The organism is Mycobacterium sp. E735, from assembly GCF_001666955.1.
GTDB lineage: Bacteria > Actinomycetota > Actinomycetes > Mycobacteriales > Mycobacteriaceae > Mycobacterium.
Map to the genome: position 1 here is coordinate 12,358 of NZ_LZIX01000202.1, position 21,115 is coordinate 33,472.

Genomic DNA, 21,115 nt, shown 5'->3' on the forward strand with positions numbered 1-21,115 from the left:
GTGGCCGCCCGCAGGCCCGGCAGAATGGTGTCATGGCGGGCCGACACCGATGACGATGAACGCTAAACGGCGCCGGGTGCAGGAGAAGCTCGCGGCGTTGCCCGGTGTCCGGCCTGTGCGCCGGCCGATCTCGCCGGAGACTAGCGAGGAATTCGACCTGTACTACGTGCGCACCGGCCGCAAGTCGGCGCACCCGCTGGTCATCATCCCGGGCGGTCCCGGGGTGGCGTCGGTGCAGATGTACAAGGGGCTGCGGCGCCGCGCGGCCGCGGCCGGCCTTGACGTCATCATGATCGAACACCGCGGGGTGGGCATGTCGCGGCACGACGACTCCGGTGCGGATCTGCCTCCCGAGGCGATCACCGTGAACCAGGTCGTCGACGACATCGCCGCCGTACTCGACGATGCCCACGTCGAGACCGCCGTCATCTACGGTGCGTCGTACGGCACCTACATCGCCTCCGGGTTCGGCGTGCGCCATCCGGGCCGGGTGCGGGCGATGATCCTCGATTCGCCGCTGCTGTCGCGGCACGACATCGTGATCGTCCGCCGCGCGATTCGCAGGCTGTTGCTCAGGGGCGACAGCCCCGAAACGGCCGCGCTGGCTCCGAAAATGCGCAAACTCGTCGACGCCGGCGTGATGACGGCGGCGGCCACCCAGGTGGTCGCGACGATCTACGGTTACGGCGGAGCCGAGCTGCTGGAGCGACAACTCGACCTGCTGCTGGACGGCCGAAAGTTGCTGTGGTGGGCGCTGTCCCGGTTCGCCACCCTGAGCAACCTGCCGTACCGCTACGAGGAAGACCTGGTGAGCCGCATCGCGTTCCGCGAGCTGAACTACGCCGCCGAACCCGACGGGCTACCGCTCGACCCCGCCGTAGCGGAGCGCGAAGCACGCACGGAGACGGCCACTTTCGAGGACGAGCCCTATGACCTGGTGGCAGAGATGCCGCATTTCGGCTGGCCTACCGTGGTGGTTTCCGGCGGCCGCGATCTGATCACCCCGCCGGCGGTCGCCGAGCGCGAGGCGGCTCTGCTGCCCAACGTGGTGCTGCTGAAGCTGCCCACCATGGCGCACAGCGCGCTCGACTTCCGCGAGCCCGCCGCGATTGCCATCGCCCGAGCGGTGTGGCGGGGTGAGATCGACGCGCTCGCGGCGAGAGCGCCTGCGCTCGACGCCCTTCCGGCGCGTCCCGAGCTGCGGCTGCTGTGGAAGGCGATCGGGGTCGCCGCGACCGTGGAGGGCGCCCTGCCTATCCCGGCGCGGCTGCGTCGCGGGATCAGCCGCGCATGAATCCGATGGCGGTGTAGCGCAGGTCGCCGAGACCGGCGGCGCCGAAATTGGCCAGCGTGCTGCGCACGGCGACGTCGCCGGGGGATTGGGTCAGCGGCAGGCTGAACCCCTCGGCCCAGATGAGCTTGTCGAGGTCGTTGGCCAGGCCCCGCGCCTTGTCCGGATCGAGTTCTTCCAGCGTCCGCTCGATGGCCTCATCGATCTGGGGGCTGCCGATCTTGCCGAAGTTGCTCTCGCCGGTCGACAGGTAGATCTGGGTGAGCGACGAAAGCGGGAAAGCGTCTCCGAGCCAACCGAATTGGGCGATGTCGAAATCCCCGACGTTGATGTAGTTGGTGAAGAACCCGCTGCCGGACCGGGCCACCAGTTCGAGCTTGACGCCGATCTGCGCCAGACTGTGCTGTGCGATCTGGGCGAACTGCCGGCTGCCCTGGGCGTCATAGAACAGGTCGCGGATGACCAGCTGGCGGCCGTTCTTTTCGCGGAACTGGCCGCCCTGCTTCCAGCCCAGGGCGTCAAGCTCCCGCCGGGCGGCGTCCGGGTCGTAGGGGACCGCAGAACTGTTGTCCTGGTAGCCTTTCTGGCCCGCGACATAGATGTGGTTACCCAACGCCACCGGATCACTGGTGAGTCCGTATTGGACGACCTTGGCGATGGTGCGCCGGTCGATGCCCTTGGACACCGCGATGCGCAGCGCCTTGTCGGACAGGATCGACCCGGGCGCGCCGTTGAACGTGAAGTGGGACCACGCCGGGGCGGGGGCGCGGCGGATCGAGATTCCCTTCGTGCGCTGCGCGATGGTCAGCTGGTCGACGGTGCCGACGCCGGACGCGTCGATGGTGTTGTTCTGCAGCGCGGGCAGCCGCGCGGCGTCGTCCAGCACCAGGTAGGTGATGTTGTCCAGGCGTGGGCGGGCGCCCCACCATTTCGGATTGCGGGACAACACGATTCGCTGCGTCGTGCGGTCCAGCGACGTGACGATGAAGGGGCCGGCCGACGGGCCGGGTCCCAAGAGTTGGGCCTTGTTGAACGCCTCGGGTGTGGCCGTCATGCTCTTGGGGAACAGCATGCCGTTACCGGCGAACATGCCGCGCCACTCGGCGTACGGCTTGGCGAAGGTGACCACGGCCTGCCGGTCGTCGACACCCCGGGTGACCGACGCGACGCGGTCGGCGCCGCTGGGGCCGGCGATCTCGAATGTCTTGTCGGCGCCGCTGAGAGCGTGGATCTGGCTGGCGATGTCTTCCCAGCTGATCGGAGTGCCGTCGGACCACACGGCCCGGGGGTTGATGGTGTAGGTCACCACCTGCGGTGCGGTGCCGGTGAGTTCGACGCTGGTGAAGTAGTCGGTATCGACCGTGGTCGATCCGTCGGCGCCGAGGATGAACGCTCGCGGCAGGGTGGCCTTCATCATCGCGGCGACCTCGGCCGAATTACCGTCGATGTGTAGGACATTGAAGTTGGGCGGGAAGTCGCTGAGCGCGAGCCGAAGGCTACCGCCGTCTTGCAGGGTGGCGGGGTCCTGCGGGTTGATATCGCTGGTGCTGCCGATCTGGGCGTGCTGGCCGGTTTGCGGCGCCAAGTTGATGGCCGGCGAGCATCCGGAGATGACAAGCGCCATCGCGACGAGCGCCGTCGTGACCCGCCTAGACACGTTTGCCCGGATTCGGTTGGGGCACCGCGCCCAGCAGTCGCCGGGTGTACTCGTGCTGCGGGTTGCCGAACACTTGCCGGCTGTCGCCCTGTTCCACGATCGTGCCGGCATGCATGACCACCACCTGGTGCGCGAGGTGTTTGACGACCGAAAGGTCATGGGAGACGAAGAGGTACGACAGGGCGAACCGCTCTTGGAGGTCGAGCAGCAGGTTGATGATGCCCGCCTGGATGGAGACGTCGAGGGCGGAGACCGGCTCGTCGAGCGCCAGGATCTTCGGCTGCAGTGCCAGCGCCCGCGCGATGCCGATGCGCTGCTTCTGACCCCCCGAGAACTCGGCGGGATAGCGGGCGGCGTCGGCGCGGCGCAACCCCACGATGTCGAGCAGCTCGGCGACGCGCGCGTTGGTCTCGTCCTTACCGAAGCCGTTGGCTGACAAAGGTTCGGCGAGGAGCTCGAACACGGGCAGCCGCGGGTCCAGTGAGGCCACCGGGTCTTGAAACACCACCTGGATGTCGCGGCGCAAGGATCGCCGGTGCGACGCGCTGAGGGTCGCGACGTCGGCGCCGAGGACTTCGATCGAGCCGGATTGCGGCGCAACGAGTTCCAGGATCTCGTGCAGGGTGGTCGACTTGCCGGAACCGGACTCGCCGACGATGCCCAGGGTGCGGCCCTGCCGCAGTTCGAAGCTGACGCCGTCGACCGCGCGGACCTCACCGACGGTCCGGCGCAACACCACCCCCTTGGTCAGCTGGAACGTCTTGACCAGATCGCGCACGCGGACGATCACCGGCGAGTCGCCGGACGTCTCCCCGCGTGCGGAGGTGTTGACACCGTAGATGTCCGCGGCGGTGCGCCCGTTGACCTGGTCGGTGCGGATGCACGCCGCCCGGTGATCCACACCGACCGGCAGCAACTCGGGTTCGGCCGCGCGGCACTCGTCGACGACCAGGGGGCAGCGCGGAGCGAAGGGACAGCCCGGCTCCAGACCCACCAATGACGGCGGCGCGCCGGGGATGGGCACCAACCGGGTGCCCTGCACCGCGTCGAGCCGCGGCACCGAACCCAACAGCCCGACGGTGTAGGGCATCTGGCGATCGCGGTAGAGATCATGCACCCCCGCCGATTCGACGACGCGGCCGGCATACATCACCAGCGCCCGGTCGGCGAACTCGGCGACCACACCCAGGTCGTGGGTGATGATCAGCACCCCGGCGCCGGTGATGTCGCGCGCCGTCTTGAGCACCTCGAGGATCTGCGCCTGCACGGTGACGTCCAGCGCGGTGGTGGGTTCGTCGCAGATCAGCAGGTCCGGGTCGTTGGCGATCGCGATCGCGATCACCACCCGCTGTCGCTCACCGCCGGACAGCTCGTGCGGAAACGCGCGGGCGCGCCGTTCCGGCTGCGCGATGCCGACCAGCTCGAGCAGTTCCACCGCGCGCCGGCGCGCGGCGTTCTTGCCCACGTGCGGCTGGTGGATCTCGATCGCCTCGGCGATCTGGTCGCCAACGGTGTAGACGGGCGTCAGCGCCGACATCGGGTCCTGGAACACCATGCCGACCGTCTTGCCGCGGAAGCGTGACATCGCGTCGTCGCCGAGGCCGAGCAACTCGGTGCCGTGCAATCGCACCGAGCCGCGCACCCGCGCGTACTCGGGCAGCAGGCCCACCGCCGCCAGCGCCGAAACCGACTTGCCCGAGCCGGATTCGCCGACCATGGCCACGACTTCGCCGGGGGCGACGCGATAGCTGATGCCGCGGACCGCGGTCACCGGTTGGCCGTCCGTCGGGAAGCTGACGGCCAGGTCGGTGACCTCCAGCAGCGCGCTCACCGGGCACCACCCCGCAACATGCCGCTGCCGGGGTCGAGCGCGTCGCGCAGGCCGTCCCCGGTCACGTTGGCACACACCAGGATCAACACCAGCACGCCCGCCGGAAACAGGAAGACCCAAGGGAACGTCGTCGCGGACTGGGTGCCGTTGGCGATCAACGTGCCCAGCGAGACGTCCGGCGGCTGGATGCCGAACCCGAGGAAGCTGAGCCCGGTCTCGGCCAGGATGGCCGAGGCGACGTTGAGGGCGGCGTCGATGATCAGGATGGAGGCCACGTTGGGGACCACGTGGCGCAGGATGATGCGGCGGCTGGACACGCCCATGTACCTTGCGGCCCTGATGAATTCGCGTTCGCGCAGGCTCATGGTCATGCCGCGCACCATGCGTGAGCTGATCATCCAGCCGAATCCGGCAAGCAGCAAGACGAGCATCAGGATGTTGGCGGAGCTCTTGGTCCGCGGTGTGACGATGGCGATCAGGATGAAGCTGGGCACCACCAGCAGCAGGTCAACCAACCACATCAGCGCCCGGTCCCGCCAGCCACCGAAGTAGCCCGCGATCGAGCCGACGGTGGCGGCGATGCCGGTCGAGATGACGGCCACGCAGACACCGATCAGCATCGACTTCTGCATGCCCCGAAGGATCTGCGCCAGCAAGTCCTGGCCTAGCGCGTTGGTGCCCAACCAGTGCCGGGAATTCGGTGGTTGCAGCAACGCGTCGAAGTCGAGGTCGTCATAGGAGTACGGCAGCACCGCGGGCAGCGCGTAGCAGCCGACGAACAGCAGCACGAGCAACGTCAGCGACGCGACCGCCAACCGGTTGCGCACGAACCTGCGCAGCACCAGGGTGCGGCGCGAGGTGAACTCCGCGGCCTTTGGCGTCGGAATCCCCTGGGCGCCATCCACTTTGGCCTCGGATGTCATGACACCCGCACCCGCGGATCGAGGGCCGCGTAGAACACGTCCGAGAGCAGACCCGCCAGCAACACCACCGTGCCGGAGAACAGCGTGATCGCGGCGATGATGTAGGTGTCCTGCGTCGCGATCCCTTGCACCAGCCATTCGCCCATGCCGTGCCAGCCGAAGATCTTCTCGACGAACACCGCGCCGGTGACCAGCCCGGCGACCCCGTAGGCGAACAGGGTGGCCAGCGGGATGAGCGCCGTGCGCAGTCCGTGCTTGACCAGCGCACGCCGGCGGGTGAGCCCCTTGGCGCGCGCGGTGCGGATGAAATCCTGGCCCAGGACGTCGAGCATCGCGTTGCGCTGGTAACGGCTGTATCCGGCGGCGGCCGCCAGCGTCAGCGTGAGCGTGGGCAGGACCAGATGCCGCAACCGGTCCACCAGCTGATGCCAGACGCCGCCGCTCACGCCGGGCGAGGTTTCCCCCGTGTAGTCGAAAAGGTGCACGCCCAGAGCCCAGTTCACCCGCAGCGCGGCAAGAATCAGCAGGTTGGCGATGACGAACGTCGGGGTGCTCAGCACCAGCAGCGCCACCATCGTGACGACGCGGTCGCTGAGTCTGTACTGGCGGATGGCGCCCCAGGCCCCGGCCGCGATGCCCAGGACGGTGCCCGCCAGCGATCCGACCACCAGGAGCCGCAGGGTGACGCCGACCCGGCGCCAGAGCGTGGCACCGACGGGCTGTCCGGTGATGGTCTTGCCGAAGTCGCCGCGCACGGCGTGCGAGGCCCACTGCGCGTAGCGGATCGGTATGGGCTTGTCCAGATTGAGGGAGCGGGCCTTCGCGTCGATCACGGACTGCGGCGGCCGCGGGCTGCGCTGCAACAGGCTGTCCAGCGGCCTGAATGCGACCGACGTCAGGCAGAACGTCAGGAACGAGGCGAGGGCCAGCAGCACGACATAGTTGAGCAACCGGCGCGCCAAGAAACGAATCATCCCCGACCGCACCGCCCGTCTCGCATTGGGACAGGTTAACGAGCCGGGCCCGTACCGGCCCGGTGCGCCGACCGGATCCTTGTGATCGGGCTGATTTTCATGCGTCAATATTCGGTGGCCCGTTGTTAACATCCACCGCGGTGCTGCGACACTCCCGAGGAGGCTGACGTGACGGTTACCGAGGATTACCTGGCCAACAACGCGCAATATGCCAGCACATTCCAGGGTCCGCTGCCGATGCCGCCCGCCAAGCACGTCGCCGTCGTCGCCTGTATGGACGCCCGCCTCGACGTCTACCGCGCCCTGGGTCTCAACGAGGGCGAGGCGCACGTCATCCGCAATGCCGGCGGCGTGGTCACCGACGATGTCATCCGCTCGCTGGCCATCAGTCAGCGGCTGCTGGGAACGCGGGAGATCATCCTTATCCACCACACCGACTGCGGGATGCTCACCTTCACCGACGACGACTTCAAGCGGGCCATTCAAGAGGAGACCGGCGTCAAGCCGGCGTGGGCGGCCGAAGCCTTTCCCGACGTCGCCGAGGACGTCCGGCAGTCGTTGCGCCGCATCGAGAACAGCCCGTTCGTCACCAAGCACGAGTCCGCGCGCGGATTCGTCTTCGACGTCGCGACGGGGAAGCTCCAGGAAATCAAGGCATAGCGCTCAGCCGACCTTGTAGGTGGCGAGGGCCTTCGCTACGAGTTTGCCGTACGCGTCGACGATCTCGGCCTCACAGTTGACCAGCGATCGGCCCCGCCGCAACACCCGGCCCACGCCGATCACGTCGCCGGCCCGGGCCGGCGCCATGAAGTCCAGCGCCATCGACACCGTCACGCCCCGAAGGTCGGGGGGTGCCTGCGCGCCGCACCATGCCGCCGCCATGACGGTGACGTCGGCGAGGGTGGCGATCGCGCCGCCGTGCACCATGTCCCCGATCGTCACGTTGGAGGGGTCCCACGGCAGCCGCAGGCGCACCTCGTGGTCGTCGAGCCGGTCGGCGACGATGCCCAGCTTCGCGACGAACGGCGATTGGGGGAGGAACTGCGCGATGACGTCGCGGCCGCTCGGTGGCGGGCCGGCGGGTGCGGAGTCGGAGGTCATCCGTTCATGCTTTCGCATCGGGCATCGGCCGGAAAAGGGTCACCGCCGGTCTTGACCCGATGCGTCGGATGGGCGTCGTCCGCGCCATGAGCGGCGCCCACTTGACAACCGTCGCCACGAACTGATGCTATAGAGGGCAAAGCTGCCAAACTTGACCGACTCTACCAGGTTTAACCGAGGAAGCCATGACCAGCGATCTGAAGGCGGGTCCCGCCGCCGGCCAGTACGAGTTGAGCCACCTGCGCTCGCTCGAGGCCGAAGCGATCCACATCATCCGCGAGGTGGCCGCCGAGTTCGAGCGGCCGGTGCTGCTGTTCTCCGGCGGCAAGGACTCGATCGTCATGCTGCACCTGGCGCTGCGGGCGTTCCGCCCCGGGCGGTTGCCGTTCCCGGTGATGCACGTCGACACCGGGCACAACTTCGACGAGGTGATCGCGACGCGCGACGAACTGGTCGCCGAACACGGCGTGCGCCTGGTGATCGCCTCGGTCCAGGAGGACATCGACGCGGGCCGCGTCGTCGAGCCGAAGCAGGGGCGCAACTCGATCCAGACCGTGACGCTGCTGCGCGCGATCCGGGAGAACAAGTTCGACGCGGCGTTCGGCGGGGCCCGCCGGGACGAGGAGAAGGCGCGGGCCAAGGAACGGGTGTTCAGCTTCCGCGACGAGTTCGGCCAGTGGGACCCGAAGGCGCAACGCCCCGAGCTGTGGAACCTGTACAACGGCCGGCACCACAAGGGCGAGCACATCCGGGCCTTTCCGCTGTCCAACTGGACCGAGTTCGACATCTGGTCCTACATCGGCGCGGAGAACATCGCGCTGCCCTCGATCTATTACGCCCACCGCCGCAAGGTGTTTCGCCGCGACGGCATGCTGCTCGCGGTCGACCGGCACATGCACCCGCGCGACGACGAGCCGGTGTTCGAAGCGACGGTGCGGTTCCGCACCGTCGGCGACGTGACCTGCACCGGATGCGTGGAATCGGAGGCCTCGACGGTGGATGAGGTCATCGCCGAGACCGCGGTGTCCCGGCTGACCGAACGCGGCGCCACGAGGGCCGACGACCGCATCTCGGAGGCCGGCATGGAAGACCGCAAACGGCAGGGGTACTTCTGATGGCCACACCGACGACGCTGCTTCGCCTGGCCACCGCGGGTTCCGTCGACGACGGCAAGTCCACGCTGATCGGCCGCCTGCTCTACGACTCCAAGGCCGTCATGGAGGACCAATGGGCGGCGGTGGAGCAGACGTCCAAGGAGCGCGGCCACGACTACACCGACCTCGCGCTGGTGACTGACGGTCTGCGCGCCGAGCGCGAGCAGGGCATCACGATCGACGTCGCCTACCGCTATTTCGCCACGCCCAAGCGGAAATTCATCATCGCCGACACCCCGGGCCACATCCAGTACACCCGCAACATGGTGACCGGCGCGTCAACCGCCCAGCTGGTGATCGTGCTCGTCGACGCCCGGCACGGGCTGCTGGAGCAGTCTCGCCGGCACGCCTTCCTGGCTTCGCTGCTGGGCATCCAGCACATCGTGCTTGCCGTCAACAAGATGGACCTGATCGGCTGGGACAGAGAGAAATTCGAGGCCATCCGCGACGAATTCCACGCGTTCGCCGCGCGCCTCGATGTGCACGACGTGGCCACCATCCCGATGTCCGCGCTGCACGGCGACAACGTGGTGACCAAGTCGGACCAGACGCCCTGGTACGAGGGCCCCGCGCTGCTGTCGCACCTGGAGGAGGTCTACATCGCCGGCGACCGCAACCTGGTCGACGTGCGGTTCCCCGTTCAGTACGTCATCCGGCCGCACACCCGCGAACATCAGGACCACCGTAGCTACGCGGGCACCGTGGCCAGCGGGGTCATGCGTCCGGGCGACGAAGTCGTCGTCCTGCCGATCGGCAAGACCACTCGGATCACCGCCATCGACGGGCCGAATGGTCCAGTGGAAGAGGCGTTTCCGCCGATGGCGGTTTCGATCAGCCTGGCCGACGAGATCGACATCTCGCGCGGTGATCTCATCGCCCGCACCAACAACCATCCCCGGGTCACCCAGGAATTCGACGCGACCGTGTGCTGGATGGCCGACGACGCGACGCTCGAGCCCGGCCGGGACTACGTCATCAAGCACACCACCCGCACCACCCGCGCCCGGGTGACCGGGCTGGACTACCGGCTCGACGTGAACACCCTGCACCGTGACAAGGCCGCAACGGCGTTGCAGCTCAACGAACTCGGTCGCATCTCATTGCGCACGCAGGTGCCGCTGCTGCTCGACGAGTACACGCGCAACGCCAGCACCGGGTCGTTCATCCTGATCGACCCGCACACCAACGGCACCGTGGCGGCGGGCATGGTGTTGCGGGACGTCTCGGCGCAGACGGCGAGCCCGAACACCGTGCGGCACAAGTCATCGGAGGTGGCCGAAGCCCGGCCGCGGGGCAAGACGGTGTGGTTCACCGGGCTCTCCGGTTCCGGCAAGTCGTCGGTGGCCATGCTCGTCGAGCAGAAGCTCCTCGAAAAGGGCGTCGCAGCTTACGTTCTCGACGGTGACAACCTGCGGCACGGCCTGAACGCCGACCTGGGATTCAGCATGGCAGACCGCGCCGAGAACCTGCGCCGGCTGGCGCACGTGGCGGCGCTGCTCGCCGACTGCGGCAATGTCGTGCTGGTACCGGCGATCAGCCCGCTGACCGAGCAACGTGAGATGGCGCGTAATGTGCACGCCGCCGCGGGGTTCGACTTCGTCGAGGTGTTCTGCGACACCCCGATCGAAGAATGCGAGCAGCGTGATCCGAAGGGGCTGTACGCCAAGGCGCGCGCGGGCGAAATCGCGCAGTTCACCGGCATCGACAGCCCGTATCAACCCCCGGTGAATCCCGACCTGCGGCTGACCCCGGAGCTCAGCGTCGAGGAGCAGGCGCAGAGCATCGTCGATCTGCTCGAATCGCGCGCTTAGCGCACGGCTGCGACTGATTGCCGCCGCCGGGTGGCACAATCCTCAGAGTGCGCATGTCGGCGAAGGCGGAGTACGCGGTGCGGGCCATGGTCCAGCTCGCCACGGTCCCCGACGGGACGCTGGTCAAGACCGACGACTTGGCCCAGGCGCAGGGCATTCCGCCGCAGTTCCTCGTCGACATCCTGACCAATCTGCGCACCGACCGCCTGGTGAGAAGCCATCGGGGCCGCGAAGGCGGCTACGAACTGGCCCGGCCGGGCAACGAGATCAGCATCGCCGACGTGCTGCGCTGCATCGACGGCCCGCTGGCGAGCGTGCGCGACATCGGTCTGGGGGACCTGCCCTACTCGGGGCCCACCGCGGCGCTCACCGATGTCTGGCGGGCGCTGCGCGCCAGCATGCGTTCGGTGCTGGAGGAGACGACGCTGGCTGACGTCGCCGCCAACGCGCTGCCGAAGCACGTCGCCCAATTCGCCGACGACTATCGAACACAGGAAAGCGTGCGTCACGGCACGCCCCGCGCCGGCGAATAGGCGCTAGCGCTGGCCCCCCGACCCGTAAGGGCGGGTGAGTATCTCCATGGCATGGCCCGAGGGGTCGAGGAAGTACACCCCGCGCCCGCCGTCGTTGTGGTTGATCTCGCCGGGCCGTTTGGCGCCCGGGTCCGCCCAGTGCTCGAGGCCTCGTGACCGGATCTTTCCGTAGATGGTGTCGAAATCCTCTTCGGACACCAGGAAGGCGTAATGCTGCCGCGGGATCTCCGCGCCCTCGGGAGCGTCCGCATAGTCCAGGTTGGCGCCGTGCTCGAGCTGGACAACCATGAAGTGGCCGAATGGTTTTGGGCTGGGCAGGCCGAACAATTCGGCTAGAAACGACGCGGACTCCTGCTTGTCGCGGGCGGCGACGATGGCGTGGTTGAAACTGATGGCCATAATTCCTCTTTACTCCTTGACGAGCGTGCGTGTTTGCGCGCCGACACGCCGTCTCCGCCGTCGTTCCGCGCACGTTCGCCACAACATGGCGTTCTTATTTCGGCGCCGTGAGCTCCAGGGCGATGTTGTCGGGATCGCGGAACTGCAGGATGTAGGACGGGCCGATGTCTTTCACCGGTTCGTGTGCGATGCTCAGCTCGTCGAGATGCGCTGCCGCAGAGTCTAATTCGTCCTTGCTGGCGACCCGGAACGCGATGTGGTCGAGCCCGGCGCGATCCTCGTCGAAGCGATCGGTCGCGACCGGCCGCAGCCCCAGCAGCGTGCCGCCGAGGTCGTAGATGACCCCACCGAACAGGAAGCTCAGCTGTTTGCGGGTGGCCTCGTCGGCGTTATCGGGTACCTCCAGCAGGACCGGCCAACCGAACACGCTCTCGTAAAACTGCCGGGATCGCTCGATATCGGTGACGGTGAGGCGAACGTGCGCGATCGAACTGCTGGTGAAACCCATCTGCTCCATGCTGCCACTTGCGCCACCGAATGTTTACCGGTCATGCCAGAATCGCCGCGTGCGAACTGCGATGACGCTGCCGGTGATGGAGCCGGACTTGAATGCGGGAATTTTGGAGGACTGGGCGCGCGCGATCGACGACGGCCCGTTCTCGTCATTGTGCTGGGGCGAGCGCATCGCATTCGAGAACCCGGACAACCTCACGCTGCTGGGCGCGCTGGCCGCCTGGACGAGCCGAGTGCGGCTGCTGACGACCGTGATCGTGCCGCAGCTGCACGACCCGGTCATGCTGGCCAAGGCGCTCGCAACCGGGGACATGCTCTGCGGCGGGCGGCTGAGTGTGGGCATCGGCGTTGGCGGGCGGCACGAGGACTACCACGCCGTGGGCGCCGACCCGGCGACCCAGACCATGCGCGACATGGCCGAGCGCGTGGCCGTGATGAAGCGGGTGTGGGCCGGTGAAAAGCTCACCGAGTCGGTGCTACCGGTCGGGCCTGCGCCGGTGCAGCCCGGCGGTCCGCCGCTGTTTGTCGGCAGCATCGGCCCGAAGACCATCCGCAGCGCCGCTTCCTGGGCCACCGGGCTGGCGGGGACGACGCTGGACCTGGACGTCGCCAAACAGAACGAGCTCTTCGACGTCGCCCGCGACGCGTGGGCGCGGGCGGGCAAGGGCGAACCGCACCTGGTGACGTCGTTCTGGTTCGCGTTCGGGTCGCCCGAAGAGTCCCGAGCCCAGGTGCATCGTCATCTGCGGCGCTACATGAATTGGATACCGCCGGAATACGTCGACGCCATGGCGCCGACCACCGGCTGGGCGGGCACCGAGGACGAGCTGCTGGAAGTGCTGCGCAAGTTCGAGGCCATCGGCACCGACGAGGTACAGCTCATCCCGACGAGCTCCGACATCGACCAGCTACGCCGCGCGGCGGACGTGGCCGGCCGGCTGTAAAGGGCTTGGCCCGACGGCGGCGACCCGCAGCGCCCGGCTTCGCCGCGCTTGCGATCGCCACTAGGCCGACGCGCGCTCTTCCCCGGCGGCGGGCTGCTGCGGGGGCTGCCCCTTGCGTAGCGTCGCCATCAGCTCGCGGTAAGGCCCCACGAGATAGACCGTGTCGCCGCCGCGGAGCCAGGCGTCCCGACGCGGATGCAGCTCCACGGGCGCGTCCTGCCGGGTGATCGCGATGACGCGGGTCTGGGTGGACAGTTCGAACATCTTCAGCCCGTCGAGCTCGCTGCCGGGCGCCACATGCATTCCGCCGACCATGAAGGAGCGCTGCCCGACCGAAAAGGTGCCGAGCACCTGCAGGCCCATCGCGGCGCCGATGAACCATGGTGCGGCGAGTTCGACGGTGGATCGGACGTTCTCGAACCCGAACCGCTGCGCCACCGCGGCCCCCAGCTTCCGGTCGTACACGCGCAGCACGAGGGGAACGTCGGGCCGCACGACGTGCGGCATCACCCGCGGCCCCAGCATCTCGCGCAACACGATGCCGGTCTCGATGTTCACCATGTCGTCCTGTGTCAGCACCGCCACCGCGCGGGCGTGCTCGACGCGGGCGGCCTCCAGCGTCTTGCGCAGCGTGGCGTCGCCGAAGATCACCGGCACGTCGAGGTCGGCGGCCGTCGACAGGAAGCGGTTGTTCTCGTCACGCTCGATGACGGCCACGTCGTATCCGGCCGACCTCAGGTCGGCGACCACCCGGCTGCCGAACGAGCCGAGCCCGACGACGATGACGTGGTTGCGCAGATGGCGGGCCCGGCGGCGTCCGACCGAGTGGGCGAATCGTCGCGATATCAGCAGGTCGGCGATGAATGCGACCAGGAGCGCCGTGGTCGTCACGCCCGCGAACATCAACATGATGCTGTAGAGCCGCAGCCAGGTGGGCTGCTGAAGGAAGCTGAAGTCGCCGTACCCCACGGTCGCGATCGTCTCGGTGCTGAAGTACAACGCGTCGAGCCACGTCATCTTCGGATTCGGCTGGTAGCAGAAGCGCAGGACCACCGTCGACCCGAGCAGCAAGCACGCCGCGGCCACCAGGGCCCGCCCGAACATCGGGTTGACGTCGTCACGCAGCGCGCGCACGCCGTCGAGTGTCCGCCGCAGCCGGGGCAGGCGGTAGCGCGTCACGGTGGGGCGCGGGACCTTGATGCCGCGGGCGGCCAGTTCGTCCGCGGTGCCGATCATCGCGGTCCAGTCACCGGCGTGCACCGCCAAATCACGGCCGGGGCACGACACCACCTCGCCCGGGGTCGCGCAGTCCTCGCCATGGATGACCGCCACCGGTGCCAGGTCACCGTAGATTTCACGCAGCGTCGCGCTGTACGGCGCCTCGGCGCCCGAGACGACGAACTCGATGCCCGCCGCCTCGAACGGGTGCACGGTGTGCGCCAGGCAGGCCTCGACGACCGACGGCGCCGCAAGGTCGGCGACGTCCAGGATCGCTCCGGGGCGCTTGTCGGCGGCCATCGCCGTCCGCAACACGTCGTTGCCCAGCCGCGCCACCACCCGCACCCGCGGGTTGACTTTCCTTGCCAGCAACGCGATTTCGAGATTCGTCGCGTCGTCGTCACCGACGCAGATCACCGCGCGGGCGCGGGCGACTTCCGCGTGTTCGAGTTCGCCGGCGGTCCTGAGCTTGACGATGTGCACGCCGGCGTTGTTGAGCTCCTCGACGATCGTGGTCGCCAGCGCGTCGTCACCGCTGACGATGATGTGACCGCGCATGGTTACGCACCCTTCCGGGCGTACGGCATACCCACCTCTGAGACGTTGGCGTTCGTTCCTATGACTATCGGGCACCGTGCCGTTTCATGCCAGCGCGACACCGGACGCGCCAGCGGCGAGGTGAATTGCCACGAGGCCCTGCGAGGGATTCGATAGCGGTATGACGCCGCCGGAACTGCCCGGGCCGCTCGCCGCCTTGACCCGGCTCATCTCGGAACGCATCGCCGCGGCCGACTTCGCCGGGGCGTTGCCGCTGATGAACGAGCTGGTTGCCGTCTGCCGCCCGATCTTGGGGGAGCGTCACCCCAACGTCTTGGACATGAAGCTCGCGCTGGTGCACCTGCAGCTCCAAATGGGCGACCAGGCCGGCGCCTATGCCGCCCTCGAGCAGCTGGTGCCCGAGCTCGAGCAGCTGCTCGGCCGCGATCACATCACCACGTTGACCGCACGCCACATGTTCGCGGACCGGCCCCAGCGCGAGGCGCGGGCCGCGCTGGCCGAGTGGTCACAACTGCTGGCCGACGAAGAACGGGTGCTGGGGCCCGAGCATCCCACCGCGCTCACGTCCAGGGACCGGGTGGCGCAGAAGCGCAAGGAGCTCGGGGACTATGCGGGCGCCATCGCCGAGGGCGAGCGGGTCCTCGAGGCCCGCCGCCGGGTGCTCGGCGAACACCACGAGGACACGCTGGGTATGCGCATGGCGCTGGCGCAATGGCACGGCGAATCGGTCGACGGTCCCGGCGCGGTGGCCGAGCTCGAGTCGCTGGTCGAGGTGATGCGCGAAAAGCTGGGCGATGACCACCGCCACACGCTGATCGCTCGGCACACCATCGCGCTGTGGGAGCCCGAACCGGACGACTGCCGCGACAAGGTCGCCACCTGGCAAGCCCTGGTCGACGACGAAGCGCGGGTCTTCGGCGACGACAATCCCATCACCGTCGCCGCCCGTGAGGAACTGGCCAAGTGGCGCGACCGCGCGGAGGAATACCGGTGGGTGACCGAGACCCGTGATCGGGTCGAAGGGGCCATCAAGCGCCGTCTGCGTGCCAAACATCAAGCCACGCAGCGATTTTCAGACGAGGAATACCTGCGGTGCTGGCTTGCCGAGCGCGGCGCCCAATTTCCGGTATGGGCAGGCCATTACGGCGGCGACGCCGTCTGGGACTTCTCCCCGGAGTCCCTGGACGCGTTGGAAGAGCTCGTCATCCAGAAGGGCGCGACCCCAGAGCAGCTCCTCGACGAGGAGCGGAATGCGCCGTTCGTCGATGGCGCCGTGTGGTATCTCGGGGAGGTGCTGCGCCGCGGACGGTCCCTGCCGTGGCAATACACCCGCGGTGACGCGGCAGATCCCACCGTCGGCTACGTCGACGTGTTCGAAGCCCTCACCCGGGTGTTGCACTCCGTCGACCGCGGTGCCCTGCGCCGCACGTACGACCGCTTCACGGCAGCCCAGTGATACTGGGTTGGTGCCTTTCATCGAATGCGTCGCGTCCCGCGAGATCTACCGGAGCCAGTGGATGGTGCTCCGCGAAGACGACATCCGTCGCCCTGACGGCAGCCCCGGCATTTACGGGGTGGTGGACAAACCCGACTATGCGCTGGTGATGCCGTTCGACGGTCACCGCTTCCGGCTCGTCGAGCAGTTCCGGTACCCGCTCGGGGAGCGGCGGTGGGAGTTCCCGCAAGGCACCGCCCCCGGCCTGACGCACACCGAGCCTGCCGAGTTGGCCGAGCGTGAGCTGCGCGAGGAGACCGGCTTGAGCGCGACGTCGTTCGAGGTGCTGGGCCGGCTCGATGTCGCTCCGGGCATGAGCAGCCAGCGCGGCTGGGTGTTCCTGGCGACCGGGATCGTCGAGGAGGGGGAACCGGACCTCGAGCACGAGGAACAGGACCTGCGCAGCGCCTGGTTCGACCGCGACGACGTCGAGCAGATGATCCGGTCCGGGGTGATCGCCGACGCGCAGTCGATCGCCGCCTACGGCCTGTTTCTGCTGCGGCGAGCATGAACGATGCGGGGACCCGCCGGGTCCCCGCATCGTGGTGTCAGGTTTCAGGCCGAGGTGACGTACTGCGGGCAGTAGGCCGAAGCGGCGTCGACGGCGAACGTCTTGGAGCCCTTGGCGCTCAGGCCGGTCGCCTGGGCCACCGCGTTGATGACCTCCTTGCTCGAGTGACCCTGGTCGAGGGCGTTGCACACGGCGTGCGCGTCCTTGACCGCGACCGAGGCGCTCGGCGGGGTGATGCCATCGGCGGCCAGCTGGGCGAGGAACGCGTCGTCGACCGAGCTCGCGCCCGCGGTGCCGGCGAGGCCGAGCGCGGCCAGGCCCAGGGCGGCGGTGCCGACGACGGAGGCGGTGAAACGGCGAGTGAACATCGGGGTCTCCTAGTGCTGATTTGGGTTTCTCGTGGACGCTGGGTGCGTTGATCACAGAATCAGCACGGGGGCTTAACGGGTTCTCAACGAATTCTTGGTGGGCCGTCGGGGGCGCGTCGTTGAGCCCGCACCATGGACCCGATGTCTTCCCGATGGCGGTTTCGCGGCGTCGCGGCGTTCGCCGCCGTCGCCGCGGCGGTCCAGCCCCTGCCCGCGATTCCCGTGCACGCCGCGCTGCCGTCGTGGAGTGGGAAGTATTCGCTGGTCAGGTACGCCGTCAACAAGTCAGGCACCAGTGCGGCGGCGGCCCAATCCGAACCCACATTCAGCGCCGACTATGTCTTCGTCACCGCCTGCTCGCGCAAGTGCGTGGCCACCGCCACCAACGGCCCCGTCCCCAAGAACCCGACCCTGCCCCAGCCCTCGCACTACACCTGGGACGGGGCTCGATGGGTCGAGCGCTTCGACTTCCAATGGGATTGCTACATGGGTGACGGCGTCCCCAAGGTGTGGGCACCCGCGCGGTCGTGGGCGTTCTACACGCCACAGCCGGACGGATCTTTGCGCGGCACCTGGCATACCGACATCAACGGCGGTCCCTGCGGCGGAAGCGTCGAAATGCCGGTGGCGGCGTTTGCCGCCGGTCCCGCATGAATGTCGTTGTCGCCCAGGATCACTGCTGCGGCGCGGGCGTCATCGAGGCGATGTAGTAAATTTCGTGCCCGGTCGGGTACCCGCCACCGTTGGTGGCGATATGAACGTGGTCGTAGTGATTGAGTGTCTCCGAACCGAGGTCGGCGGTCCAGCTTCCTCCACCAACGCCCGGGTAGATCTTCTGCCGCCAGATCACGTGGTTGATTCCCCAGCGTTTGGCGTTCGCCAGGGCGTAGCCGGCGATCTGGTTGCCCAGCTCGATGCCTTCGGGGCTGGCGTGGTTCGGGATCATGACATCGATCGCCAGCCCGTTGGGATGCCACGGCAAAGCGTCCTCCCGGTATCCGCCGATGGTGGTGATCTGCGGAAACAGCACGCTGATGGCGCGCTCCGCCCAGATCGTCTTGACCTGCAGCCTGTCCTCGGACCCGATGCCGTGGGGCAGCGCGACCTGGAATTGCTGGCCGGCGGCGGGCGGCGCGTTTGCGGTCAGCATCTCCACTTCCGCCGGTGTCGCGGTGTGCGGGGCGTTGGCCAGTGCGCTGGGCGCCGCATCGGCCGGTCCGGCGGCCACGCTGGTGGCGGCCGCCGGCGGCGGGGCGGGCGCGGAGGGTCGCGGCTTCGCGCCCTGGGCGTAGACCATGCCGGCCGACAGGACGAGCGAGGCCACGATCGCCAGCCAACGACTCCGGCCGTTGGCTAACACATTCACGCCCACGACCAGCAGCTTAATGTCGCGGGCGACACCCGTGGGGCGTTTTCGACGGGTTATTCGGGTCGGGCGAATACGCCCCACGCCATGCTCCGTCGCGTCACAATGACACCCATGTCCGGCCAGACCTTCGCCGATGCCAACGCCTTCCACCGGGTGATGCGCCGCTTCGCCTCCACGACGGTGGGCGTGGCGCTGCTGCGCCCCACGGCGCACCACCTGGACCGGTTCATCACCAAGGTCAGCGGCGGCAGAAGCAGCTTCGCCGGCGTCGCAACCGGCATCCCCGTGGTCATGCTCACCACCACCGGCGCCAAATCCCGCGAGCCCCGCACCGTCGCCGTGTATGGGATCCCCCATCCAGATGGCCTGGCCCTCATCGCATCCAACTTCGGCGGCGCCAAGCATCCCGCCTGGTATCACAACCTGAAGGCCCACCCCGAGGCGACGGTGACTATCGGCCGCGACACCTGGCATACGACGGCGCGGCTCGCCACGCCGGGCGAGCGCGACGAGATCTGGGCGAAGGGCCTCGAGCTGTATCCCGGCTGGCGCAAGTACGAGGTGCGGGCAGGCAAGCGGCATATCGAGGCGTTCGTCCTGCCGCGGAACTGAACGACGATAGGCGCTGTCGCACAGAGTCGTTCGCGCTTCGCCGCCTAATCCGTATCGCCCAGGTACGCGTCGGCCCAGGCGCCGACGATTCGCCCGGCCCGGTGAGCCTGGCCGCGCGCGGTGAGGAAGTGATCCGAGCCCTCGAGCGAGACGAAACTGCGCGGGTGCCGGGCCAAGCGGAAGATCTCGCTGGCGTTCTCGATGCCGACCGTGTTGTCGGTGGGCGAGTGCAGGATGAGCAGCGGCAGGCGCAAGCCCTTGATCTTGTCGCGCAGGTGGGCCCGCCGCACGTCCTCGACGAACGCCCGCTTGAGCGTCAGCGTGCGCCCGCCGACCATCCATTCGGCGCTGCCCTCGGTCAGGCAGCGGTCGACGACTGCGTCGTAATGCTTTTCGACGTGGCTCGGGTCGACCGGCGCCGCGACCGTCACCACCGACCGCACTCCCGGCGACTGCCGGGCCGCGGCGAGCACCGCGGCGCCGCCCCACGAGTGCCCGATCAGGATGTCGGCCGGCGTTCCGCGGCCGGTCATGAATTCGCACGCCCTGGCGATGTCGTCGACCTTGACGGTGAACGACCCGTCGCCCCAGTCGCCCTCGGACCCGCCGAGGCCCAGCGCGTCGAAGCGCAGCATGCCGATGCCGTCGGTGGCCAGTTGCTTGCAGATCCGCGCCGCGGCGGGCGAGTCCTTGCCGAGCGTGAAGCCATGGGCGAACACGCCCCAGCCCCGCACCGTCCCGTCGGGCACTTCGATGACGCCGGCCAGTTGCGCGCCCGTCGAGCCCTGAAATGTGACGCGTTCGCCCATGCTGACGATCTAACCCGCCCGGGCCGGCGGTCGTAAGGCCGACCTACCTGCGAGAAGGTTTGTGTCCCCGGCGGGAACAATAACTGCGGAATCGAGCCACGTGTTCGCAGTTCAGAGGCATATTGCGGGTGAGCGTGCCGGATCGCTCACGGCCGAAACGAAAGCCGTTGTGCGACAACCGCGTACAACTCACCCCCTGCGGGCGACGTCTTGGCTCAGGATCTGGGGCCAGGTCTCGACATCGGCCGGGGTGTGCGCCACGGTGAGCGTTGACCGCGGCATCAGTGCGGCAAGCGATTCCGCTGTCGACATCGGATGCGCCGGGTCGCCGACCCAGGCCAGAATCGTCGTCGGCACATCGATTCGTGCGACCGCTTCGCGAGCGGGCAGGTCGCTGAGAGCCGCGCCCCGAAACAGTGACGGCAGCAGCGCGTCGGCCACATCGGGAACTGTTTCGGGCGCGCTGACCGTGGCCGGCGGCGGAGTCGCCCCACGCGCCGACGCGATGAATGCCCCGACTCCCTCGGTTTCGATAAATTCGGCCGCAACCCGGTAGATCTCGGCCTGCGCGGGCCGGGTTTCCCACGCGGTGGCCGGCACCATGAGCGTGAGGCCGGCGAAGCGGTCCGGCTCGCGGGCGGCCGCGTGCAGCAGTGTGCCGGCACCCATGGAGGGGCCCACTCCGTGCACCCGTTCGCCGGGAAACCATTTGTCGAGTAGCTGCAGGAGATCCTCGGCAAGGCTTTCCCATCGGTAATCCTCCGGGACCTTGCGCCCGGTCGACTTGCCATGGCCGCGTGCGTCGTACCGCAGCAGTCGGGTCCCGCTCAGGCCCCTGCCGAGGTCGAGATTGAGCACCCGGTCACGCGCGCGGCTGGAGGTAAGTCCATGCAGTTGAACTACCGGATGACCACCTTCATCGCTCAGTTCAACCGCAAGCTCCGCTCCAGGAACCACGAAAGTGGACATCACGCAACTCTTCTCACGACCGGACGGCTCGCCCCGGAGCCGACCGCGCAGACCGAGCATTCAGGCTAACCGGGG

Annotated in this window: 22 protein-coding genes; 10 read left to right on the forward strand and 12 right to left on the reverse strand. The window is 68.2% G+C overall.

The features are described 5' to 3' along the window. Positions 1 to 49: 49 nt before the first annotated feature. Positions 50 to 1,294, forward strand: coding sequence for an alpha/beta hydrolase (locus tag A5704_RS16075; RefSeq protein ID WP_067761201.1), 1,245 nt, complete (start codon positions 50 to 52; stop codon positions 1,292 to 1,294). On the opposite strand, the gene A5704_RS16080 is transcribed toward A5704_RS16075, so the two are convergent. From A5704_RS16080 to A5704_RS16095, 4 genes are read right to left on the reverse strand one after another with little or no spacing between them, the layout of a single operon-like run. Continuing rightward, a complete protein-coding gene (locus A5704_RS16080) occupies positions 1,281 to 2,915 on the reverse strand; it encodes an ABC transporter family substrate-binding protein (protein ID WP_067783843.1) in 1,635 nt (544 codons plus the stop codon). The genes A5704_RS16075 and A5704_RS16080 overlap by 14 nt on opposite strands. 25 nt (positions 2,916 to 2,940) lie before the next feature. Next, positions 2,941 to 4,779: an ABC transporter ATP-binding protein gene (locus tag A5704_RS16085; protein ID WP_067783845.1), complete on the reverse strand. Its 1,839-nt coding sequence runs from the start codon at positions 4,777 to 4,779 to the stop codon at positions 2,941 to 2,943. Further along, on the reverse strand, positions 4,776 to 5,702 hold the full coding sequence (locus A5704_RS16090; protein WP_067783847.1) for an ABC transporter permease: 927 nt from the start codon (positions 5,700 to 5,702) through the stop codon (positions 4,776 to 4,778). Before A5704_RS16090 ends, A5704_RS16085 begins: the two co-directional genes overlap by 4 nt. After that, positions 5,699 to 6,676 (reverse strand): ABC transporter permease, encoded by a 978-nt coding sequence (locus A5704_RS16095; RefSeq protein ID WP_067761209.1) that lies wholly within the window; start codon positions 6,674 to 6,676, stop codon positions 5,699 to 5,701. Before A5704_RS16095 ends, A5704_RS16090 begins: the two co-directional genes overlap by 4 nt. Before the next feature lie 168 nt (positions 6,677 to 6,844). Between A5704_RS16095 and A5704_RS16100 the strand changes: the two genes are divergently transcribed. Further along, positions 6,845 to 7,336 (forward strand): carbonic anhydrase, encoded by a 492-nt coding sequence (locus tag A5704_RS16100; RefSeq protein WP_067275944.1) that lies wholly within the window; start codon positions 6,845 to 6,847, stop codon positions 7,334 to 7,336. 3 nt (positions 7,337 to 7,339) lie between these two features. Here A5704_RS16100 and A5704_RS16105 read toward each other — a convergent pair whose 3' ends face one another. After that, the gene (locus A5704_RS16105) at positions 7,340 to 7,777 is read right to left on the reverse strand and encodes a PaaI family thioesterase (RefSeq protein ID WP_067889846.1); all 438 of its coding nucleotides are present in this window, start codon (positions 7,775 to 7,777) and stop codon (positions 7,340 to 7,342) included. A 185-nt stretch (positions 7,778 to 7,962) separates the two neighbouring features. Here A5704_RS16105 and cysD point away from each other — a divergent pair, with 185 nt between their 5' ends. The 3 genes from cysD to A5704_RS16120 are packed head-to-tail and all read left to right on the forward strand — an operon-like array spanning position 7,963 to position 11,275. Then, a complete protein-coding gene (gene cysD, locus A5704_RS16110) occupies positions 7,963 to 8,892 on the forward strand; it encodes a sulfate adenylyltransferase subunit CysD (protein WP_067889848.1) in 930 nt (309 codons plus the stop codon). Then, positions 8,892 to 10,742: an adenylyl-sulfate kinase gene (gene cysC, locus A5704_RS16115; protein WP_067761224.1), complete on the forward strand. Its 1,851-nt coding sequence runs from the start codon at positions 8,892 to 8,894 to the stop codon at positions 10,740 to 10,742. The genes cysD and cysC overlap by 1 nt, the downstream gene beginning before the upstream one ends. Before the next feature lie 47 nt (positions 10,743 to 10,789). Then, on the forward strand, positions 10,790 to 11,275 hold the full coding sequence (locus tag A5704_RS16120; RefSeq protein WP_067275957.1) for an RrF2 family transcriptional regulator: 486 nt from the start codon (positions 10,790 to 10,792) through the stop codon (positions 11,273 to 11,275). Positions 11,276 to 11,278: 3 nt separating this feature from the next. Here the strand turns inward: A5704_RS16120 and A5704_RS16125 are convergent, their stop codons facing one another. Both A5704_RS16125 and A5704_RS16130 read right to left on the reverse strand, forming a co-directional pair. Next, positions 11,279 to 11,674, reverse strand: a complete 396-nt coding sequence (locus tag A5704_RS16125; protein WP_067889851.1) for a VOC family protein — start codon at positions 11,672 to 11,674, stop codon at positions 11,279 to 11,281. Positions 11,675 to 11,768: 94 nt separating this feature from the next. Next, the gene (locus A5704_RS16130) at positions 11,769 to 12,182 is read right to left on the reverse strand and encodes a VOC family protein (protein ID WP_067761247.1); all 414 of its coding nucleotides are present in this window, start codon (positions 12,180 to 12,182) and stop codon (positions 11,769 to 11,771) included. 70 nt (positions 12,183 to 12,252) lie between these two features. Between A5704_RS16130 and A5704_RS16135 the strand changes: the two genes are divergently transcribed. Next, positions 12,253 to 13,131: an LLM class flavin-dependent oxidoreductase gene (locus tag A5704_RS16135; protein ID WP_067761229.1), complete on the forward strand. Its 879-nt coding sequence runs from the start codon at positions 12,253 to 12,255 to the stop codon at positions 13,129 to 13,131. 60 nt (positions 13,132 to 13,191) lie between these two features. Here the strand turns inward: A5704_RS16135 and A5704_RS16140 are convergent, their stop codons facing one another. Next, a complete protein-coding gene (locus A5704_RS16140) occupies positions 13,192 to 14,907 on the reverse strand; it encodes an NAD-binding protein (RefSeq protein WP_067761232.1) in 1,716 nt (571 codons plus the stop codon). A gap of 160 nt (positions 14,908 to 15,067) precedes the next feature. Between A5704_RS16140 and A5704_RS16145 the strand changes: the two genes are divergently transcribed. After that, positions 15,068 to 16,363 carry a tetratricopeptide repeat protein gene (locus A5704_RS16145; RefSeq protein ID WP_067783855.1) on the forward strand — a complete coding sequence of 432 codons (1,296 nt, stop codon included), beginning with the start codon at positions 15,068 to 15,070 and terminating at the stop codon, positions 16,361 to 16,363. Positions 16,364 to 16,424: 61 nt separating this feature from the next. Then, on the forward strand, positions 16,425 to 16,913 hold the full coding sequence (locus A5704_RS16150; protein WP_231969136.1) for an NUDIX domain-containing protein: 489 nt from the start codon (positions 16,425 to 16,427) through the stop codon (positions 16,911 to 16,913). Between the two features lie 44 nt (positions 16,914 to 16,957). Here the strand turns inward: A5704_RS16150 and A5704_RS16155 are convergent, their stop codons facing one another. Further along, positions 16,958 to 17,281: a DUF732 domain-containing protein gene (locus A5704_RS16155; protein ID WP_067303584.1), complete on the reverse strand. Its 324-nt coding sequence runs from the start codon at positions 17,279 to 17,281 to the stop codon at positions 16,958 to 16,960. 132 nt (positions 17,282 to 17,413) lie between these two features. Here A5704_RS16155 and A5704_RS16160 point away from each other — a divergent pair, with 132 nt between their 5' ends. Further along, positions 17,414 to 17,935, forward strand: coding sequence for a hypothetical protein (locus A5704_RS16160; protein ID WP_067889856.1), 522 nt, complete (start codon positions 17,414 to 17,416; stop codon positions 17,933 to 17,935). 19 nt (positions 17,936 to 17,954) lie between these two features. Here A5704_RS16160 and A5704_RS16165 read toward each other — a convergent pair whose 3' ends face one another. Continuing rightward, a complete protein-coding gene (locus A5704_RS16165; protein ID WP_067747674.1) occupies positions 17,955 to 18,653 on the reverse strand; it encodes a glycoside hydrolase in 699 nt (232 codons plus the stop codon). 108 nt (positions 18,654 to 18,761) lie between these two features. On the opposite strand from A5704_RS16165, the gene A5704_RS16170 reads away from it, so the two are divergent. Continuing rightward, a complete protein-coding gene (locus tag A5704_RS16170) occupies positions 18,762 to 19,262 on the forward strand; it encodes a nitroreductase family deazaflavin-dependent oxidoreductase (RefSeq protein WP_067889859.1) in 501 nt (166 codons plus the stop codon). Positions 19,263 to 19,306: 44 nt separating this feature from the next. Here the strand turns inward: A5704_RS16170 and A5704_RS16175 are convergent, their stop codons facing one another. Together A5704_RS16175 and A5704_RS16180 are read right to left on the reverse strand one after the other, a co-directional pair. Further along, entirely contained in the window at positions 19,307 to 20,071 is a 765-nt protein-coding gene (locus A5704_RS16175; RefSeq protein WP_067889862.1) for a S9 family peptidase, read from the reverse strand. A gap of 189 nt (positions 20,072 to 20,260) precedes the next feature. Further along, positions 20,261 to 21,040, reverse strand: coding sequence for an alpha/beta fold hydrolase (locus tag A5704_RS16180; RefSeq protein WP_067889865.1), 780 nt, complete (start codon positions 21,038 to 21,040; stop codon positions 20,261 to 20,263). Between the last annotated feature and the right edge of the window lie 75 nt (positions 21,041 to 21,115).

Excerpts from the sequence above, each read along its gene's own strand:
- A5704_RS16160 (WP_067889856.1), top strand. The coding sequence starts at position 17,414 with ATGGACCCGATGTCTTCCCGATGGCGGTTTCGCGGCGTCGCGGCGTTC.
- A5704_RS16145 (WP_067783855.1), top strand. The coding sequence starts at position 15,068 with ATGACGCCGCCGGAACTGCCCGGGCCGCTCGCCGCCTTGACCCGGCTC.
- A5704_RS16180 (WP_067889865.1), bottom strand. The coding sequence starts at position 21,040 with ATGTCCACTTTCGTGGTTCCTGGAGCGGAGCTTGCGGTTGAACTGAGC.
- A5704_RS16135 (WP_067761229.1), top strand. The coding sequence starts at position 12,253 with ATGACGCTGCCGGTGATGGAGCCGGACTTGAATGCGGGAATTTTGGAG.
- A5704_RS16170 (WP_067889859.1), top strand. The coding sequence starts at position 18,762 with ATGTCCGGCCAGACCTTCGCCGATGCCAACGCCTTCCACCGGGTGATG.
- A5704_RS16090 (WP_067783847.1), bottom strand. The coding sequence starts at position 5,702 with ATGACATCCGAGGCCAAAGTGGATGGCGCCCAGGGGATTCCGACGCCA.
- cysC (WP_067761224.1), top strand. The coding sequence starts at position 8,892 with ATGGCCACACCGACGACGCTGCTTCGCCTGGCCACCGCGGGTTCCGTC.
- A5704_RS16105 (WP_067889846.1), bottom strand. The coding sequence starts at position 7,777 with ATGACCTCCGACTCCGCACCCGCCGGCCCGCCACCGAGCGGCCGCGAC.
- A5704_RS16130 (WP_067761247.1), bottom strand. The coding sequence starts at position 12,182 with ATGGGTTTCACCAGCAGTTCGATCGCGCACGTTCGCCTCACCGTCACC.
- A5704_RS16075 (WP_067761201.1), top strand. The coding sequence starts at position 50 with ATGACGATGAACGCTAAACGGCGCCGGGTGCAGGAGAAGCTCGCGGCG.
- cysD (WP_067889848.1), top strand. The coding sequence starts at position 7,963 with ATGACCAGCGATCTGAAGGCGGGTCCCGCCGCCGGCCAGTACGAGTTG.
- A5704_RS16175 (WP_067889862.1), bottom strand. The coding sequence starts at position 20,071 with ATGGGCGAACGCGTCACATTTCAGGGCTCGACGGGCGCGCAACTGGCC.
- A5704_RS16155 (WP_067303584.1), bottom strand. The coding sequence starts at position 17,281 with ATGTTCACTCGCCGTTTCACCGCCTCCGTCGTCGGCACCGCCGCCCTG.
- A5704_RS16140 (WP_067761232.1), bottom strand. The coding sequence starts at position 14,907 with ATGCGCGGTCACATCATCGTCAGCGGTGACGACGCGCTGGCGACCACG.
- A5704_RS16150 (WP_231969136.1), top strand. The coding sequence starts at position 16,425 with ATGGTGCTCCGCGAAGACGACATCCGTCGCCCTGACGGCAGCCCCGGC.
- A5704_RS16125 (WP_067889851.1), bottom strand. The coding sequence starts at position 11,674 with ATGGCCATCAGTTTCAACCACGCCATCGTCGCCGCCCGCGACAAGCAG.
- A5704_RS16095 (WP_067761209.1), bottom strand. The coding sequence starts at position 6,676 with ATGATTCGTTTCTTGGCGCGCCGGTTGCTCAACTATGTCGTGCTGCTG.
- A5704_RS16080 (WP_067783843.1), bottom strand. The coding sequence starts at position 2,915 with ATGGCGCTTGTCATCTCCGGATGCTCGCCGGCCATCAACTTGGCGCCG.